The 16,772-nt window shown below is 61.4% G+C and carries 17 protein-coding genes; 9 read left to right on the forward strand and 8 right to left on the reverse strand.

Annotation, left to right across the window (positions count from 1 at the left end):
• Positions 1-68 precede the first annotated feature (68 nt).
• Positions 69-689 (forward strand): TetR/AcrR family transcriptional regulator, encoded by a 621-nt coding sequence (locus R4P65_RS07515; protein WP_230817326.1) that lies wholly within the window; start codon positions 69-71, stop codon positions 687-689.
• A 9-nt stretch (positions 690-698) separates the two neighbouring features.
• On the opposite strand, the gene R4P65_RS07520 is transcribed toward R4P65_RS07515, so the two are convergent.
• Positions 699-1,391: a GntR family transcriptional regulator gene (locus R4P65_RS07520; protein WP_317826022.1), complete on the reverse strand. Its 693-nt coding sequence runs from the start codon at positions 1,389-1,391 to the stop codon at positions 699-701.
• A 9-nt stretch (positions 1,392-1,400) separates the two neighbouring features.
• Complete coding sequence (locus tag R4P65_RS07525) at positions 1,401-2,543, reverse strand: acyl-CoA dehydrogenase family protein (RefSeq protein WP_317826023.1); 1,143 nt, start codon at positions 2,541-2,543, stop codon at positions 1,401-1,403.
• Between the two features lie 127 nt (positions 2,544-2,670).
• Here R4P65_RS07525 and R4P65_RS07530 point away from each other — a divergent pair, with 127 nt between their 5' ends.
• Entirely contained in the window at positions 2,671-4,197 is a 1,527-nt protein-coding gene (locus R4P65_RS07530) for an aldehyde dehydrogenase family protein (RefSeq protein WP_269068764.1), read from the forward strand.
• A 12-nt stretch (positions 4,198-4,209) separates the two neighbouring features.
• Here R4P65_RS07530 and sfnG read toward each other — a convergent pair whose 3' ends face one another.
• A complete protein-coding gene (sfnG, locus tag R4P65_RS07535; RefSeq protein WP_007730790.1) occupies positions 4,210-5,334 on the reverse strand; it encodes a dimethylsulfone monooxygenase SfnG in 1,125 nt (374 codons plus the stop codon).
• A gap of 98 nt (positions 5,335-5,432) precedes the next feature.
• Here sfnG and R4P65_RS07540 point away from each other — a divergent pair, with 98 nt between their 5' ends.
• Positions 5,433-6,653 carry an SfnB family sulfur acquisition oxidoreductase gene (locus tag R4P65_RS07540; protein WP_317826024.1) on the forward strand — a complete coding sequence of 407 codons (1,221 nt, stop codon included), beginning with the start codon at positions 5,433-5,435 and terminating at the stop codon, positions 6,651-6,653.
• A gap of 6 nt (positions 6,654-6,659) precedes the next feature.
• Here R4P65_RS07540 and R4P65_RS07545 read toward each other — a convergent pair whose 3' ends face one another.
• Entirely contained in the window at positions 6,660-7,322 is a 663-nt protein-coding gene (locus tag R4P65_RS07545) for a TetR/AcrR family transcriptional regulator (protein ID WP_317826025.1), read from the reverse strand.
• A 119-nt stretch (positions 7,323-7,441) separates the two neighbouring features.
• Here R4P65_RS07545 and R4P65_RS07550 point away from each other — a divergent pair, with 119 nt between their 5' ends.
• Both R4P65_RS07550 and R4P65_RS07555 read left to right on the forward strand, forming a co-directional pair.
• A complete protein-coding gene (locus R4P65_RS07550) occupies positions 7,442-8,836 on the forward strand; it encodes an MFS transporter (protein ID WP_317826026.1) in 1,395 nt (464 codons plus the stop codon).
• Positions 8,837-8,842: 6 nt separating this feature from the next.
• Positions 8,843-9,838 (forward strand): ABC transporter substrate-binding protein, encoded by a 996-nt coding sequence (locus R4P65_RS07555; RefSeq protein ID WP_317826027.1) that lies wholly within the window; start codon positions 8,843-8,845, stop codon positions 9,836-9,838.
• On the opposite strand, the gene R4P65_RS07560 is transcribed toward R4P65_RS07555, so the two are convergent.
• Positions 9,825-10,652 carry an AraC family transcriptional regulator gene (locus R4P65_RS07560; RefSeq protein WP_317826028.1) on the reverse strand — a complete coding sequence of 276 codons (828 nt, stop codon included), beginning with the start codon at positions 10,650-10,652 and terminating at the stop codon, positions 9,825-9,827. The two genes, R4P65_RS07555 and R4P65_RS07560, sit on opposite strands and share 14 nt — an antisense overlap.
• Before the next feature lie 139 nt (positions 10,653-10,791).
• Here R4P65_RS07560 and R4P65_RS07565 point away from each other — a divergent pair, with 139 nt between their 5' ends.
• The 4 genes from R4P65_RS07565 (at position 10,792) to R4P65_RS07580 (ending at position 14,232) form a co-directional block, all read left to right on the forward strand.
• Positions 10,792-11,460 (forward strand): DsbA family protein, encoded by a 669-nt coding sequence (locus R4P65_RS07565; RefSeq protein ID WP_317826029.1) that lies wholly within the window; start codon positions 10,792-10,794, stop codon positions 11,458-11,460.
• A gap of 97 nt (positions 11,461-11,557) precedes the next feature.
• Positions 11,558-11,989, forward strand: coding sequence for a MarR family winged helix-turn-helix transcriptional regulator (locus tag R4P65_RS07570; RefSeq protein WP_019745731.1), 432 nt, complete (start codon positions 11,558-11,560; stop codon positions 11,987-11,989).
• 71 nt (positions 11,990-12,060) lie between these two features.
• A complete protein-coding gene (locus tag R4P65_RS07575) occupies positions 12,061-12,519 on the forward strand; it encodes a MarR family winged helix-turn-helix transcriptional regulator (RefSeq protein ID WP_317826030.1) in 459 nt (152 codons plus the stop codon).
• A gap of 48 nt (positions 12,520-12,567) precedes the next feature.
• Positions 12,568-14,232: a DHA2 family efflux MFS transporter permease subunit gene (locus R4P65_RS07580; protein WP_411742518.1), complete on the forward strand. Its 1,665-nt coding sequence runs from the start codon at positions 12,568-12,570 to the stop codon at positions 14,230-14,232.
• A 74-nt stretch (positions 14,233-14,306) separates the two neighbouring features.
• Here R4P65_RS07580 and R4P65_RS07585 read toward each other — a convergent pair whose 3' ends face one another.
• From R4P65_RS07585 to R4P65_RS07595, 3 genes are all read right to left on the reverse strand, one after another.
• Positions 14,307-15,035, reverse strand: coding sequence for a YdcF family protein (locus R4P65_RS07585; RefSeq protein ID WP_019745734.1), 729 nt, complete (start codon positions 15,033-15,035; stop codon positions 14,307-14,309).
• 76 nt (positions 15,036-15,111) lie between these two features.
• Positions 15,112-15,258 (reverse strand): hypothetical protein, encoded by a 147-nt coding sequence (locus R4P65_RS07590; RefSeq protein ID WP_317826031.1) that lies wholly within the window; start codon positions 15,256-15,258, stop codon positions 15,112-15,114.
• Positions 15,259-15,408: 150 nt separating this feature from the next.
• Positions 15,409-16,692 (reverse strand): helix-turn-helix domain-containing protein, encoded by a 1,284-nt coding sequence (locus tag R4P65_RS07595; RefSeq protein WP_317826032.1) that lies wholly within the window; start codon positions 16,690-16,692, stop codon positions 15,409-15,411.
• Positions 16,693-16,772 lie beyond the last annotated feature (80 nt).

The raw sequence follows: 16,772 nt of genomic DNA on the forward strand, positions 1-16,772 counted from the left end.
CGAACGCACGTTCTCAGATGAGTGAAACGCTGAAATGCCGAGATGTCAAGCAATCTCGGGATGCAAAGATGGTCTTCATGAATGACCAACCGCGTTCGTACGGTGGCGTCGACGGCGCGCTCCGCGTAGCCCAACGACGGGAGATGCTGATCGAGGCCGGTCTGGAACTCATGGGGTCGGCCGAACCCGAACTGACGGTCCGCGGAGTGTGCAAGCAGGCCGGTGTAGCGGCGAGGTACTTCTACGAGAGCTTCACCGATCGTGATGCATTGATGTCGGCCGTCTACGACACCGTCATCACGGACATCGCCGTTTCAACCCAGGCCGCGGTGGACGCCGCCGAGACCGAACGCGGCAAGGCGCTCGCCGGAATCGCGAACATCGTCCGCACTATCGCGAACGATCCCCGTCGCGGACGTCTACTGTTCTCCAGCGCCCTGACGAGCCCTGTCCTGGCCGAGAAACGCCAAGCGTCGACGACGATATTCATCGGTCTCCTGGCTGCCAACGCCAAGACCTTCTACCGATTGAACGACAGCGGTCATCTGACCCTGACGGCAACATTCCTGGTCGGCGGCCTGGCACAGACCCTCAGTGCATGGCTCGACGGGTACATCGACGTGACGGAAGAAGAGCTGGTCGCCGAGTGTGCGGCGATCCTGCTCGCACCCGCCCTACCGCCGTCTTGAGCTCCTGATTCAGTCCCAGATACCGATGTTGTCGAGGTGCGCCAGCAGTCGGGCAGCGCCGTCGGAGAACTGCAGACCCATCTGCGCGTCGACCTGCTCACGATCACCTTTTTCGAACGCTTCGATCAGGCTGTCGTGACTCGATACCGCAAGCTCACCCCAGCCGGGATCTGTCGCGTAGAGACGAGCAGGGGTGTACCGAATCGCGCCGAACAGGAACCACGCCAGTTTCGCTCCGCCTGCGGCTCGGTTGATCAGGCGGTGGAACTCGAATTCGCACTGCTCGATCGCAGCTGCATCCGAGGCGTCGACCGCCGCTCGCAAATCGGCATTGAGTTCCGAGAGTTCCACCAGTTGATCAGCGGTGATTCTGTCCATCGCCCGCAAAGCCAGCTTGACCGCGATCTGCCCCTGCAACCAGAAGATGTCTTCGATGTCCTGGCGACTGAGGGGCGAGACGAGATAGCCGCGATGCGGAACCAACTCGACCATCCCCTCGCCGCGTAATGCGACGAGGGCTTCTCGCACCGGCGTGACGCTGACCCCGAGGTCGGCTGCGGTTTCGTCCAGCCTGACGAACTCGCCCGGACGGACCGAGCCGGACATGATCAGGTTGCGAACGTGATTGGCCACGTCCTCCGACAACTGTGGCCGTCTCCTCAGCTCAGATGTCGCTCTCCGAGTGCGTGCAGACGTTGCCACAACCGATCCTCACAGTCCGTACGTTTTGCCGATGATGTCTCGCTGAATCTCGTTGGTACCACCATAAATGGAGGACACAAGAGTCTTTCGCACATGATGCTCCATGTCGAACTCAGTCGCGTAACCGTACCCACCCATCATCTGCATCCCCTCGAGCGCGACCTTCTTGGCAGTCTCGGTCAGCTTGAGCTTGGCCATCGACGCTTCCCGCGGGAACATCTTCGTCGGGTTGGCGTCGACCATCCTGGCCACGCTGTAGACCAACAGACGGCCGCATTCGATCTCCGTGGCGAGATCCGCGATCCTGTGGCGAAGTGCTTGAAACGATCCGACCGGACGGCCGAACTGCTTACGCGTGGTGACGAATTCGAGGGTGTCGTCGAAAGCGCGCTGTGCGGTCCCGAGCATCATTGCCGCGAGGATGAGGCGTTCAATGTTGAGTCCGGCCATGAGTTGACGCCAGCCGTTGCCGACTCCCCCGACCACCGCGTCGTCGGGCAGGAATGTATCGGTGAAGTAGAGATCGTTGACCTCCTTGCCGCCCATGGTGTCGATCCCACTGATCTTCAATCCGGAGATGTCGGCCGGGACATGGAACATGGTCAAGCCCTCGTGCTTGCCTTCACCTCGGGATGTGCGAGCCACCAGAAGGATGTTCTCGGCGAAGTGCGCGTTGGAACACCACGTCTTCTGGCCGTTGATCAGCCACCCACCGTCGACCTTCTCGGCGCGGCAACTCAGATTTCCCACGTCGGAGCCTGCTTCGGGTTCGGACATCGAGATCGACTGAGACGCGCCACGGACGATCCCGCCGAGCACTGCCTCCTTCTGGGCTGGGCTGCCGAACTTCTCGTATGCGGCCCCGGTGATGACGGTCGGGCCGAGTCCACCGATCGGTGCCATGCCCTTGGCGGCTTCCTCCAGAAAGATGCATAGGTCGACCGTGCTTCCGGCCGATCCCCCGTACTCCTCCGGGACGGTCAGCCCGAGCCATCCCAATTCCGCCATCTTCTCGTAGAACGCCTGGTTGTGATTGTGGGCGCCGTGATCGGTCAGCAGATCTCGCTGCTCGCGGGTCCCACTTTCCTTCTTGCAGAACGCCGCTACCGACTTGGCGAAATCAGACTGCTCCTGCGTGAAATCCATGTACATCGAAAACTCCCGAGTGAGATGAGGCTGGAGGCTTGTCGGAGCTCCGTCCGACGCATACTGTGACTACCAGCACAGTAAATCACATCACATATATGTGATGCACCGACATGTGGAGGATCTGAAGAACATGACAGAACAGCTCGGCCGCCAGAGCACGTCCACGTCGACAGATCCGAAATCGGACGATCACATCTTCGCGAGCCTCGACCCTCGCAACGATTCCGTGGTCGCGCAGCACCCCATTGCAGATCAGCAGGAGATCGACAAAGCGGTCGCCGCAGCACGCACGGCGTCGAAGTGGTGGGATCAACTCGGATTCCAAGGCCGCCGGAAAGTGCTCGGCAATTTTCGTGCCGCGATCGCCACTCACGCCGAATCGATGGCGGCGATCATTTCCGCCGAGACCGGAAAACCCAGCGACGACGCCCTTCTCGAAGTCATGCTGGCCGTCGAACATCTCGACTGGGCGGCACGCAACGCCCAGAAAGTGTTGCGCCGCAGACGCGTCGGTGCAGGACTGATCAGCGCCAACCAGTCTGCATCCGTCGGCTACCGGCCGATGGGTGTTGTCGGCGTGATCGGCCCCTGGAACTATCCGCTGTACACACCGATGGGGTCGATCGGCTACGCACTGGCCGCCGGTAACTCCGTTGTGTTCAAACCGAGCGAACTTTCACCAGGGGTCGGCGTCGAATTGGCCCGGTTGTGGAACATCGCGGCACCTGGACACCCTGTCCTGCAGACCATTACCGGTGACGGCAAAACCGGTGCACTTCTGTGTTCGTCCGGTGTCGACAAGATTGCATTCACCGGCTCGACGGCTACCGCAAAGCGCGTGATGGCCGCCTGCGCGGACACCCTCACTCCCCTGGTCGCCGAATGCGGCGGCAAGGATGCCATGCTGGTGGACTCCGACGCCAATCTCGATGCGGCCGTGAGCTTCGCCGCGTTCGGGGCGGTGGGCAACGGCGGGCAAACCTGCGCCGGCGTCGAGCGAATCTACGTCGCAGCGCCCGTGTACGACGCCTTCCTGTCCAAGCTCACGGCCGCGCTACGGGACGCCCACGCCGGCGCCACCGACAGTTCGACCTATGGGCCGATGACGCTGGGAAAGCAGACCGCGATAGTCCGGGGCCAGATCGAAGACGCTCTCAGTCGCGGCGCGAAAGCTGTACTCGGCGGACTTGATTCTTTCAACGGTCCGTTCATCGATCCGATCATCCTGACGGATGTTCCGGAGGATTCCACGGCGATCACCGAGGAAACGTTCGGCCCGAGCGTCGTGGTGAACAAGGTCGCCGACATTAATGAGGGTATCGAGCGTGCCAACGCGTCGAAGTACGGCTTGGGCGCCTCGGTGTTCACCAAGAGTTCGTCGAAGGGCCGAGCGATTGCCGAGAAGCTCGAATGCGGTGTCGTCACGGTCAATTCGGTTCTCGGATTCGCCGGAATCGCCGCCCTGCCATTCGGCGGGGTCGGCGATTCCGGATTCGGCCGTATCCACGGAGCTGACGGGCTGCGTGAGTTCAGCAGTGTGAAATCACTGGCCGTTCAGAAGTTCAGCGCTCCGCTGGACCTGCTGACCATCGAGCGAAAAGCTCGGGACATGAAGATCTCACGTTGGATGCTGGCGAAACGCCACGCGAAGTCCTGAGAGATCAGGCAATCAGCCGGCGGTGACGAGCACCTGCTCGTCACTGTCGGCTGCTTCGAGTTCACGAACCAGCGGAAGCACCTTGGCCCCGAAGTACTCGATCTCCTCCTGGAAGTGCAGGAATCCGCCGAGAATCAGATCAACACCGCGACGGCGATATTCGACGATCCGATGGGCGATCTGTTCCGGCGTGCCGATCAGTTGTGAGCGGAAGCCGTCGTTGTACTGAACCAAGTCCTCGAACGTCGAATCCGCCCACATCCCGTCCTTGGACGCGGTCGACGCGCCGGCCTGTTGGACTGCATTCTTGAATCCCTCGACCGCAGGGCGGTTGGCCTTGGCGATGATCTCGCGCAGTGTGTCTTTTGCTTCCGCCTCGGTGTCGCGGGCGATGATGAATCCGTTGAGCCCGAACTTGACCTCCCGATCGTTCTCACGAGCAACCCGGCGAACGTCGACCAACTGTTCGGTGACTCCGTCGTAGTCCTTGCCGTTACTGAAGTACCAATCCGAATACCGGCCCGCGTTCTCACGGGCTGCCGCCGAGTTACCACCTTGGAACAGTTCGGGATTGGGACGCTCCGGAGTGTTCAGAGGCTTCGGCTTCAACGTGAAGTCGTGGATGCGGTAGAAGTCGCCTCGGAAATCGACGTCGTCCTCAGTCCAGATCTTTCGAAGAACTTGAAGGAACTCGGCGCTACGCCGATAGCGCTCGTCGTGCTCGAGCCACGGCTCGCCCAGATGAGTGAACTCGTCCTTGAACCAACCACTGACGACGTTGACGGCAAAACGACCGTTCGACAGGTGGTCGGCGGTAGCGCCCAGCTTCGCCAACACTGCCGGCTGCCAGAGTCCGGGATGCACCGCAGCGATGACCTTGAGCTTCTCGGTGGCCAGGAGAAGCGCAAGGCTGAAGCTCGTGGATTCGTGCTGGAATTCCGCCCCGTAGCTCGCCTCGTAACGAACCTGGCTCAGGGCGTACTCGAAGCCGTTGTTCTCCGCGGTCTGCGCCAGCTTCTTGTTGTACTCGTAGTCCCAGCTGGTCCGCTGCTCGATGTCGGAGGTGACCAGACCACCACTGACATTGGGCACCCAGTAGGCGAACTTGATCTCGTCGGCGATACGTTCAGTAGACATGAAACCCAGCAAACATGCAGTTCCCAGAGGTTTCCAGGGTAGCGATCACACAGGTTGTAAGTGTTGGGTGGGTGCTGCGACTGTGAAACGGTGGCAGCATGACTGCTGTGGACATTCAGGGGATCGCGCACCGCATCACCAGTGAAGACGAGGCGCTCTCGGTAGCGTCACAGCTGTCCGACGAGTTCGCAGCAGGTGCCGGCGTCCGCGATGCGCAGCGCCTCCTTCCCCACGACGAGGTTCGCACCCTGGCGCGGTCCGGTCTGCTCGGACTCTCGGTGCCGAAGGAGTTCGGTGGCATCGACGCGAGCACCGAGACGTTGGCCGAGGTCTTCCGTCTACTCGCCGAGGGCGATCCCAGCATCGCGCAGATTCCGCACAGCCACTTCACGTTCCTGGAAGCGCTCCGGCACCAAGGGTCCAAGGAGCAGAAGCAGTTCTTCTACGCCGAGGCATTGTCGGGCAAGCAGTTCGCCAACGCCCAGAGCGAGCGCGGCAACAAGACCATCGACATCGACGGCACCACACTCACCCCAGACGGGGAAGACTTTGTGCTCGAAGGTCGCAAATTCTATTGCACGGGAGCGCTCTTCGCCGATTGGATAGTAGTGCGTGCCGCCAATACGGATCAGCTCACAGAGACCGGCGCACAAGTGAAATCCGCGGTCTACCTACCCCGGAATACTCCCGGACTGTCGATCGTCGACGACTGGGACGGTATGGGGCAGAAGACAACTGCAAGCGGAACCGTGACCCTGGAATCCGTTTCGGTGCCGCGGTTCAACGTCGTACCCTTCACGTCGCTCTTCACTCACCCGACCACCTACGGGGCACAGGCCCAGATCCTGCACGCCGCGATCGACACCGGCATCGCGTCGGCTGCACTGCGTGAATCCGTCGAACTCGCTGCAAAAGCGCGTCCGTTCTTCGAGGCGAAAGTCGATACGGCGGTAGAGGATCCACTGCTCGTGCAACTCGCCGGTGAAGCGGCCATCGAGGTTCGCGCTGCCCGATCCCTCTTGGCGGAAGCAGCGCGATCGATCGACGTGGCGCGTCGTGATCCCACCGAGAACTCCACTGCCCTAGCATCCATCGACGCCGCAACTGCCAAGGTTGTCGGCGCCAGGGCGTCGTTGGCGGCTACGAGCACGCTGTTCGAGATCGGTGGCACCAGAAGCGCAGGCGAATCGGCGAACCTCTCGCGGTTCTGGCGTGACGCGCGCACGCACACCCTGCACGATCCGACGAGGTGGAAGGTCCAACACATCGGCCGCTGGACACTGTCCGGGACAATCCCACCGCGGCACGGGTTGCTGTAAACACTCTCAGCCGGAATTCATGTATCCGCTGATCAAGACTTCCAGTCCTTCCAAGTAACTCTCAGCCGTCGTCCCTCCCGGCCAGTCCTCGAGCACCTCACTGAGTACCGGCAGTTTCTCGGGGCCGATTTCTCGGATCTTGACCGCAAGAGGCGACACACTGCCTTCCGGCCGCGTCGTGGTGTCGTAGATGTTGAGCAGTGCGCCGAGTGTGTAGTTCCACAGCGCTCGATAGACCAGCAGAGCGCGACGCGGCGACATGCCGAGTTCGACACACGCGGCCATGGCCCGGTCGACCAAGACCACAGCGCCGTTCCCACCACGGCCACCGCGCTGAAGCAACTCGATGATCCAGCGCTCCGATGCCAGCTTTTCGAAGATCGCGGTGAAGATCGTGCGAAGCCGTTCGACCTGATCCTGCGGCAGGACCAGCGCGCCGAGATCTTGTGAGTACGCATCGAGCACCGCGCTGATCAGCTGTTCCTTGTCGCCCACGTGCCGGTACAGGGCCATCGGCGTGGTGCCGAGCGACTTCGCCAACGCTCGCATGCTCAACGCGTCGGCGCCGCCGGTCTGAAGCTGCCGTTTCGCCTCGTCGACTATCTGCTCCGACGTGATCGTCGGGGGACGTCCGAGCCGCGGTGATCTCGGTTCCATCTTTTCGGCCATCCGTCGATTCTGCGCGTTCCCGCTACGACGCTCTCACCCGGGGAACCCCTTGCATCTCAGCAGCCAGCAAGGTAAACCTAACTACTTATGAGAACGCGTATACAAATTAGGCACCTGCAATGACAACAACAACTCGAGCAGTAGCCGCGCCGGCTCTGGTCCTCACAGCCGCCGCGGCAGCGCAGTTCCTGGTGGCCTTCGACATGTCGGTCATCAACGTCGCACTGCCAGACATCCAGGAATCGCTGAACTTTTCCGACGCCGGGTTGTCCTGGGTCGTCAACGCGTACGCCCTCGCCTTCGGCGGACTGCTGCTTCTCGGCGGTCGTCTGTGCGACGTGATGGGCACTCGTCGAGTTCTGGTTTCCGGGCTTCTGCTGTTCGCCCTCGTCAGCATCGTCGGCACCTTCTCCGTGTCCGCCGAAATGCTTGTCGGAGCTCGGGCGCTTCAAGGCGTCGGCGCTGCACTGATCGCGCCGGCCGGGCTCGCCGCCCTCAGTCAGGCCTTTCCCACCGGACGCGCCAGGGCCAAGGCGTTCGGCATCGGCGCAATGTCATCAGCACTGGGCGGCGCACTCGGTGTCGTCCTGAGCGGCATTTTGACCGAAGGGCTCAGTTGGCGATGGGTGATGTTCGCCGGCGCACCGGTGTCCCTGATCGCCGCAGTTGGCGGTGCCCGTGGCCTGCCGGCCGGCCAAGCCGCTAGAGGCGGCTCCCTCGATCTCCCCGGCGCCATTTTGGCGACGGCCGGAATCACCGCCCTTGTCGGCACAGTGATTACCACTGAATCACATTCCTGGACTTCGGGTTACGTGCTGGGTGGATTCGCGCTCACGATCGCCCTGCTGACCGCCTTCGTTGTGATCGAAAGCCGCTGCGCCACACCACTGGTACGACTGTCCACTCTGCTTCGACCCCGAATCGGACTGGCCAACGCCATCATGTGCCTGGTATGTGCGGCACAGTTCAGCGCGTTCTTCTTCGTCTCGCTCTTCCTGCAACGTGGACTGCGCTATTCACCGACCACCACCGGCCTGGCATTCCTGCCCTTCTGTTTCGGCCTGGTAATCGGCATCCTCGCGTCCACCAAACTCCTTCCGCGCTACGGAGTTCGGCCGCTGCTCGTAACCGGAACAGCAGTCGCCGCAATCGGAACTTTCATCTTTTCGACGATGAACCTAGACAGTTCCTTCTGGGCCGTCATCCTGGTGCCTTCGCTTCTGGCGAGCATCGGCATCGGTCTGTCGTTCATGCCGCTCAGTAACATCGCCACCGCCGACGCTCCCCCAGAAGAAGTCGGCATGGCATCAGGGCTACTGAGCACATCGCGTCAGATCGGCGGTTCACTCGGACTAGCCGTTCTCGTGAGCGTCGCCGCTTCCTCGACGGCGCACTCGGACAGCGCACCGACCGAAGCACTGGTTTCCGGATACTCCCAAGCCCTCTTCGTCTGCTCTGGCCTACTGCTGGCCGGCACCCTCCTGTCCTTCTTCTTCCCACGAATGGATCGTTGACCTCAGATGTTCACCACCCGAACCGCATTCGGCATCGTCTCGGCGCTTCTCCTCACCGTTGCCGGCGCAAGCGCGTGCAGCAGCTCCGCCGAGTCCGAAACCGCTTCTGCAACTCGTTCCGTCACACACGAACTCGGCACCGTCGAAGTTCCGGCCTCACCGCAGCGCATTCTCGCGCTCGACGAGTACGCGGGGCTGAGTGCACTCGCACTCGGCGTGAAGCCCACCGTCGTCTACAGCACCCTGCGATCGGACGTCGCCAAAACGATTCTGCGCGAGCAGGGCGTCGAAGTTCTCGACAAGCCGACTTTCTTCGCCAACCCCGCCGTCGAAGAGATCGCGTCCGTCGAACCCGATGAGATCCTGATGAGCAATGCCGGTCCACTACCGAGCCTGTTCGCACAGATCAATTCCGTGGCGCCAACCTTGGTCCTCCCGTACTCGGCGCCGTGGCGTGACGTGCTCGAACAAGCTGGGGCACAGCTCGATCGAGGCAGCGAAGCAACCGCCATGATCGGAAAGCTGGAATCCAGCCTCGAAGACGTCAAGTCCGCGTCTGCCGGCCAGAGCCTTGCGATCCTTCTCGGCTACAGCGGAAACCTGTTCACCGTGCCACCGACCACTCCCATCTCCACACTCGTCACCGAGGCCGGATTCACCAGGCCGGTATCGGAAGTCAACGCGACCAACAATCAAGACACCGGCACGATTTCGCCCGTCTCACCTGAACTCCTACCCGAGCATGCGGCGCAGACCGTCGCCGTACTTTCCGGGCAGCAGTACGACGCATCTATCGTGCGAAACACTCCACTGTTCGACAACCTGACACCCGATCCGGCGCACGCATTGGACGTCAGCGGTGATCTCTGGTTCGGCAGCCACCCTTTTGCCATCTACTGGATCATCCAGGATCTGGACGGCATCGCACATGGCAAGGGGCAGAACAGCATCGGAACCCTCGACAGCGCCGACGCGCGATGGGCGGCGTTCAGCGCGCTCTGACGTCCTGACGGAAGGTCAGCGGAGAAACACCCACCCGGGTGGCGAAGAACTTTGTGAAGTTCGCAGAATCGTCGAACCCCAGCTTCGACGCCACCTGGGTGACCGTGTCCGTGCCGAAAGACAGCAGACGTTTCGCTTCGAGCACCACACGCTGATCGATGTACTGCTTTGCCGTCATTCCGGCAGCAGCTCGGGTAGCTCGCAATACAGTCTTCTCGGAGTACCCGATCTTGTTGGCGTACTCCGAAACCGAACGGACCGTGGCGAAGTCACGTTCGACAACGGCATGAAACCTTTCGAACACGTCATTGTGTGCCAGCACGGAACTCTGTTCCTGTCCACCGAGGTGGGTCAGTTTCAACAGAATTGCCGTCAGCGTGTGCCGCAGGATGTCCGCGCGAACGACGGGCGCGGAAGTATCCGGGCAGCCGTAGTTCAGGTTCAGGTGTTTCATACCTGTGCTGATGGTCTCGAGGTTCTCGCCGGACAACTGCCACGCTGCCTGCCGACTGTGAGCGTTCCCGTCCAATAACTGCTGGCTGACGGCATCGAGCGACGAGGGTGTGAACAGAACGACCATCGCCTCGAAATCCTGGATTCGCCCCCACTGTTGCACCTGCCCCGGTCTGACCCAGAACACGGTCCCCGGGCTCACCGCGTAGTTGACGAAGTCGATGGTGTGTAGTGCCGAACCCTCGGTCACCAGTGCGAGTAAGTGAAACTGCGGGCGTTGGGGGCCGACGAACTCTGCACTACCCCCGTTGATGCGAATGGTGTCCAGGCTGAGTACTTCGATCTCGGTCGCGTCAGCCACCGAAGACGCGTACCCGACGTCCCGGACGGGTACTTGTCTGTTTTTCACTAGTTCGGGACTCATCTTCACCGTGACCGAGTACCCGAATGCGACATACCGTCAGAGTATCAATCAGTTCGCGCTCGGATAGGAACCAACAATGCAACCAACAGGCTCGAAAACAGCAGGCAAAACGCAACTCACCTATGTCTTCGACGCCTATTGCGGGTGGTGTTTCGGCTTCGGCCCGGCGTTGACGGAACTCGTCCGTCAAAATGCCGATTCCATCGACTTGTCCGTGGTCAGCGGCGGGCTGTTCACCGGTGAGCGCGTCGCACCCATGTCTTCGGCTCCGTACTTGAAATCAGCCAACGCCACCATCGCAGCCCAGACGGGCGCTGTCTTCGGTGACGGATATTCACAACTGGTGACTGACGGGCGGTTCGTCATGGATTCGACGGATGCAGCGATCGGACTCGCCGCGCTGCGCGAGCAAGATCCGACACGCGCACTCGACATCGCGGAGGCCATGCAGATCGCGTTCTACCGAGACGGCCGCAGTCTCTCCGATCCCGAGACCTACCGAGCCGTGGCGAAATCGCTCGGACTCGACCCATCTGCCGCAGTGTCTTCCCTGTTCACCGCCGCTTCGAAGGACGCCGCCCGCGCGGATTTCGCCCGTGCACGCAGACTCGGTGCTACTTCGTTTCCGACGCTGTTGTTCCACGGGAGCGACGGGTCCGTCGTGAAATTCGGTTCTCCGACCAGTACAGCGGCTGATCTCACCCGCGACCTGAACACGTGCGTGCGGGCGTATGCGGTGGCTTGAGCCCCCACCTTTCGCTCAGCGTGACTTCACCCAAATCACTCCGACCCCCCTTCTGGTTTGATGAACACCGAACGAATCGCACCAAAGGGGAACGACAGTGGTTTCAGATCCGATCACGGGCCTGGAGATGGAACTTGCCGACATGTGGCAACGAGGACGCGCCCAGGCGCGCACCTATGCGCGTGCAATTCATCCCAAACTCGATCCGGCGCTCTACCCGGTTCTCGTCATCCTGAACCGTTCCGATGCCGTGCGGATGTCCGACCTGATCTCCACGCTCGATATCGAGAAGTCCACCCTGACCAGGCAAATTGATGCCGCAGCTCGGCTCGGCCTGGTGGAACGGATCCCCGACCCCGACGACGCTCGCGCGAAGCTGGTGACCCTGACCCCTGAGGCTCGGACGAAGCTCACGACGATCCGCAATCATCAGATCGATCGTTGGCGCGCCCGACTCGCAAAATGGGAAACTGACGACATCACTACGCTGACGGCCTTGCTGCACCGACTGGGCAGTTCCGAGGACTGACAACAAAGTAGTTGTGCAGTGCAACCAACTTGATCTATAGTTGCAAATATCAACTATTCGAGGAGGTGGCCGTGATCACTCACGACAGTGCCGAGGCAATCCTCGACAACCTTCGCGCCCTCGTCCGGCGCCACCGCGAGGTTTCGTCGACCGGCTCACGCCAACTGTCCCCCGACATGTTGCCGGACCCACTGGGCGCCCTCCTCTCGCAGTTGTCGGCCGCAGATTCCACGAGATCGACGGATCTGGCGGAAAAGTTGAGAGTGACAGTCTCGACACTGAGCAGACAGATCACACACGCCGAATCTTGTGGATACATTCAGCGGCGACCGGACCCGGATGACGGACGGGCAACGCTCCTGTCCTTGACTCCACTCGGCGTCCGGACCCTGGTCTTCCATCGTCACGCCCAGGCGCAGCGACTCATCGACCATCTCGACGGATGGACCGAAGAGGACGCCGTCGACGTCGCATGTGCACTCGATCGACTACGACGCTCGACCTGCCCAGAGTCCCACGCGGCGCACTGACCGACGCTGCACGATCAGATCGAATCATTCTCCGATGCAAGGACATTCATGAGTTCTTTCACGTCTACCGACGTTCCACCATCTCAGTCATCGACCGATGCGCCGATGACCCACAAGCAGAAGATCGAGGCACTTGTCGGGCTCCTACTCGGCATGTTCGTCGCATTCCTGTCATCGACGATCGTCTCGAATGCACTCCCCACCATCATCACCGAACTACACGGCACCCAGGATCAGTACACCTGGGTCGTGACGGCAACGCTGTTGGCTTCCACCGCAACAACTCCCATTTGGGGCAAGTTCTCGGATCTGGTGAGTAAGAAGCTATTGGTCCAGCTGTCCATCACGCTGTTCACGATCGGCTCGATCCTTGCGGGCATGTCGCAATCGGTCGGCATGCTGATCGGTTTCCGCGCTGTTCAGGGACTGGGCCTCGGCGGCTTGCAAGCCCTCGTGATCATCGTGATCGCGGCGATGTTCAGCCCGCGTGAGCGTGGCCGATACCAGGGACCGATCGCAGCCGTCATGTCCGTCGCGACAGTCGCCGGCCCACTGATCGGCGGCCTGATCGTGGACACTAGTTGGCTCGGCTGGCGCTGGACGTTCTTCGTCGGCGTGCCGCTGGCAGTCATCGCATTGATCGTCGTGCAGCGTACGTTGAACCTCCCGATCGTCAAGAAGGACGTCAGCATCGACTACGTCGGTGCAACCCTCATTGCCGCCGGTGTCAGCACTCTTTTGATCTGGGTCACTTTGGCAGGTAAGAACTTCGAGTGGGCTTCTGCGATGTCGTTCTTCCTCGTCGGACTCGGCGTGGTGCTGCTCGCCGCAGCACTGTGGGTGGAAAGCAAGGTCAAGGAACCCATCATTCCGCTCCGCCTCTTCCGAGATCGGACTACCACGCTGGCGACGCTGGCAAGCATCGCCGTCGGCGTCGCAATGTTCGGCGGAGCAGTGTTCTTGGGTCAGTACTTCCAGATTGCCCGCGGCTACTCTCCCACTGCCGCAGGTCTTCTGACACTGCCCATGGTGATCGGTTCCATGCTCTCCGCCGGCCTGTCCGGGGCAATGATCACGAAGTTCGGGCGCTGGAAGGGCTTCCTGATCGCCGGTGCCGTCGCAATGTCGGCAGGCTTCTTCCTCCTCTCGACCATCGATCACGCGACGCCGATGTTCTGGGTCGGACTGTTCCTCTTCGTGCTCGGCGCCGGGATGGGCATGGTGATGCAGAATCTTGTTCTCGCAGTTCAGAACACCGTCGCGCCTAGCGATCTCGGCACCGCAAGTTCGACGGTCTCGTTCTTCCGCTCACTCGGCGGCGCGGCAGGCGTGTCCGTCCTCGGCGCAGTGCTCTCCACTCACGTTGCAGATCTGACGACCAAGGGCCTCAGCGCAATCGGGGTCGATCTGAGTGCCTCCGGAGAGTCCGGCGCAGGGCTGTCGAACCTCAACGAACTACCCGAAGCGATCCAGGATGTGGTCCGCGCTGCGTACGGCGATGCCACCGCACGGGTCTTCCTCATCGCCGGAATCCTGGCTCTGTTGAGTCTGATCGCGATCGCCTTCATCAGGGAGAAGGCGCTTCGGACGGAAAGTGGTGACGAGCAACTCCTGGCGAAGATCGCCGTTCCCGGTGAGATCGATTCCGACACCGTCGATGCCGAACTTGCGCTTCTGACCGAAGGTGACGACGAGTTGCAACGACGAAAGTAGCAACCCAGAAACAGTTCCGCGTACCGTCCGGGTGATTCCGGCGGTACGCGGAACTGTATGGGCAGCTGGGTGCGTCAGGTCGCAGCGATCACGCCTGCGACCGGGATCCGGCCGAGAACTGCAACCCGGAAGTCCACCATCGCGCGTTCCACGTGATTGGCGCTCGAGACCACAACCACGCCCGTTGCTCCTCGATCGGCGAGAATCCGCGCAGAGTTGAGCGCGTTCTCCACCGTGGACCACGACGTTCCTTCTTCGGTGATCCGGCCCGGGTCGACGCCGTTGGCGACGAGCCACTCGCGCATCGCCCTGGCTTCCGTCACTCCGGCCTTCGGGGCCCCACCGCTCGTGATGATCGGAGACTGCGGGTACTGACGAGCCAGCTGCAGCGCCGCCTGAAGTCGGTCGACCAGCATCGGACGCATCGTGCCGTCGTCGAAGAGGCCGGCGCCCAAGACGACGATGTTGGTACCCACCGGGTTGAGGTCGAGCAGCACGGGCGACTGGCGCGTCAGCGTCTCAGCACCCGTGCACGCAAGGATGAGAGACCGCACCGGCGTCTGGCAGCCGCCGACAGTCGACAAGATACCGTTGACGACCGTGGTCGGTGTGATGTCGGCGCTCGCTGTCGCCGGCGAAAGGCCCACGCCAGCTGCGGCGATCACCGAAGCAGCGATCAATCCCTTCGTCACAGACCTGCGAACATTTGCCATGTAGCCGAACCCCCAGATTGTCGGTTGTCCAGCACACGGTAGCGAACATTTCGCCACGGTTGCATCATTTGACTCAAATTTACTGTTCACTGACCGTCACACAGACTAAACATAAATATTGGGCAACAATTCGGGTTCGAAACCGTCATCTACCAGCATCTCGAATCTACGCGCCCGCCGCATTACCTATCTGAGCAGCAGCGTCACCGAGAAGGTTGACAACGCTGAACGGCAACAACTCGTCGTTACAGATCACGATGTTGCATCCAGGTGTTCCCGCCCGCCCCGTCCCGACCAGGGTGTCGAAGATCAATTCAGGGTTCGCGAAACCGACAAGCTCTGCCGGGTCGTCGATGAGCGGACCACTCGAACCGTGTATGGGTGGCCCCGCATACAGCGCCTGGCCATGTGCCCCGGCCGGATCGCCAGCCCTCCGGCTCGTTCACCGAGAACCGCAGACGCATCACATTCGGGAAGAGTCCGCCTCCATTCCGATTGCGCGACGCGCTCCCAGCGCCATGGCGACTTGCACGAGATCCTTCGGAGACGAAAGATCAAGTCCTGTAAGAGAACTCGCCTTTCGTAGGCGGTACACCACTGTGTTCGGATGTACATGTAGCTGCCGGGCGGTGGCGGCTCGATCGAATCCGGAGTCGATGAAAGATTCGAGCGTCTCGAGTACCGCACTATCGGACTCCAACGGCAACAACACATCTGCCAGTATCGGTAGGGCAGCGCTGGGCCGCGTCAATTGGTACTCGACTGCAAGATCTTCGAGACGGACTACGCCACTGGTACGTCCGTACTTTCGGGCGACGTCCAGCACCTCGCGCGCCTGAGTCACGGCTGCAGGAACTGCGACCGGTGCGGCGAGATGTACGGCGGCCACTGTGGATGCACCGATCACCTTCTCGAGGTCCCCCAACCGTCGACACAGCGTCAGGTACTGCGGGCTCGACGCCCAGTTTCCCCCTGCTGGTTCCGATTCCACAATAGGGATCAGCACGGCTCCGCCACTGCTCCCGAGCACTCCGAGGGCTTTGTCCCGCCCCACCTGATCCAGCTCGCGTTGCAGGTGGCGCACCTTTCTCCGCTCCGCGACGGCAGTGTCCACCTCGGTCGAGGACTCGTCGTCGTTCCGCTCGACGTGCAGCGCCACCACCCAGTACAGGCGCGCCAACCTGATCCCCACCTCGTCGGAGACTCGATCCACATCGACACCCGTCGAAAGCGCTACAAACAGCGACCTTCGCGCCGAATCCTCGTCCGTCTGGGTGGCGTGGTCGGAACCGTAGCCGGCAAGAACCGCGGACGTGGAGGCCGCGGTGTATGCATTCAAGAGTCGTCCGGTGCGGGCAAGTGCGACACCGTCTTCCGGAACTGCCCATTCGCTGATCGTCTCCCACCACAACCCTGCTGCCAGGTGATATGCGCGCAGCACCTCGCCGAGCGGAACCAATTCCTGCGCCCGTTGACGAGCCGATTCGCTGATGTCGGCGAGCAACTCGGGCGCCAGATCTGCGCCCGTCCGGAGCATCGAGATGAACAGTTCCAGGTTTCGCCTCACGATAGTGGTGACGTCGTTACGCAACGCCTCGTCTGGGAGCAACCGGTAGAAGGTGACGTCGCGGTGAACCAGGTCGACCGTCGCCATGACCAGCGGATGGGTGCGTTGCGCCAAGCGATCGGCCAGAGATCTGCCACCAACCGCTATCGGCTCGAACGGCAAATCTTTGTTTCCAGACACAAAACCCTCCACAGAATTGAATTGCCACCACAAGGTCGACCTGCCTTTTTCCTATCACTATGTAACCCACGCCACTCTCG

Origin of the sequence: Rhodococcus sp. IEGM 1318, assembly GCF_033142465.1 — a bacterium.
In the GTDB taxonomy this organism is placed as follows: domain Bacteria; phylum Actinomycetota; class Actinomycetes; order Mycobacteriales; family Mycobacteriaceae; genus Rhodococcus_F; species Rhodococcus_F qingshengii_B.

Excerpts from the sequence above, each read along its gene's own strand:
- R4P65_RS07515 (WP_230817326.1), top strand. The coding sequence starts at position 69 with ATGGTCTTCATGAATGACCAACCGCGTTCGTACGGTGGCGTCGACGGC.
- R4P65_RS07525 (WP_317826023.1), bottom strand. The coding sequence starts at position 2,543 with ATGTACATGGATTTCACGCAGGAGCAGTCTGATTTCGCCAAGTCGGTA.
- R4P65_RS07530 (WP_269068764.1), top strand. The coding sequence starts at position 2,671 with ATGACAGAACAGCTCGGCCGCCAGAGCACGTCCACGTCGACAGATCCG.
- sfnG (WP_007730790.1), bottom strand. The coding sequence starts at position 5,334 with ATGTCTACTGAACGTATCGCCGACGAGATCAAGTTCGCCTACTGGGTG.
- R4P65_RS07540 (WP_317826024.1), top strand. The coding sequence starts at position 5,433 with ATGACTGCTGTGGACATTCAGGGGATCGCGCACCGCATCACCAGTGAA.
- R4P65_RS07545 (WP_317826025.1), bottom strand. The coding sequence starts at position 7,322 with ATGGCCGAAAAGATGGAACCGAGATCACCGCGGCTCGGACGTCCCCCG.
- R4P65_RS07550 (WP_317826026.1), top strand. The coding sequence starts at position 7,442 with ATGACAACAACAACTCGAGCAGTAGCCGCGCCGGCTCTGGTCCTCACA.
- R4P65_RS07555 (WP_317826027.1), top strand. The coding sequence starts at position 8,843 with ATGTTCACCACCCGAACCGCATTCGGCATCGTCTCGGCGCTTCTCCTC.
- R4P65_RS07565 (WP_317826029.1), top strand. The coding sequence starts at position 10,792 with ATGCAACCAACAGGCTCGAAAACAGCAGGCAAAACGCAACTCACCTAT.
- R4P65_RS07580 (WP_411742518.1), top strand. The coding sequence starts at position 12,568 with ATGAGTTCTTTCACGTCTACCGACGTTCCACCATCTCAGTCATCGACC.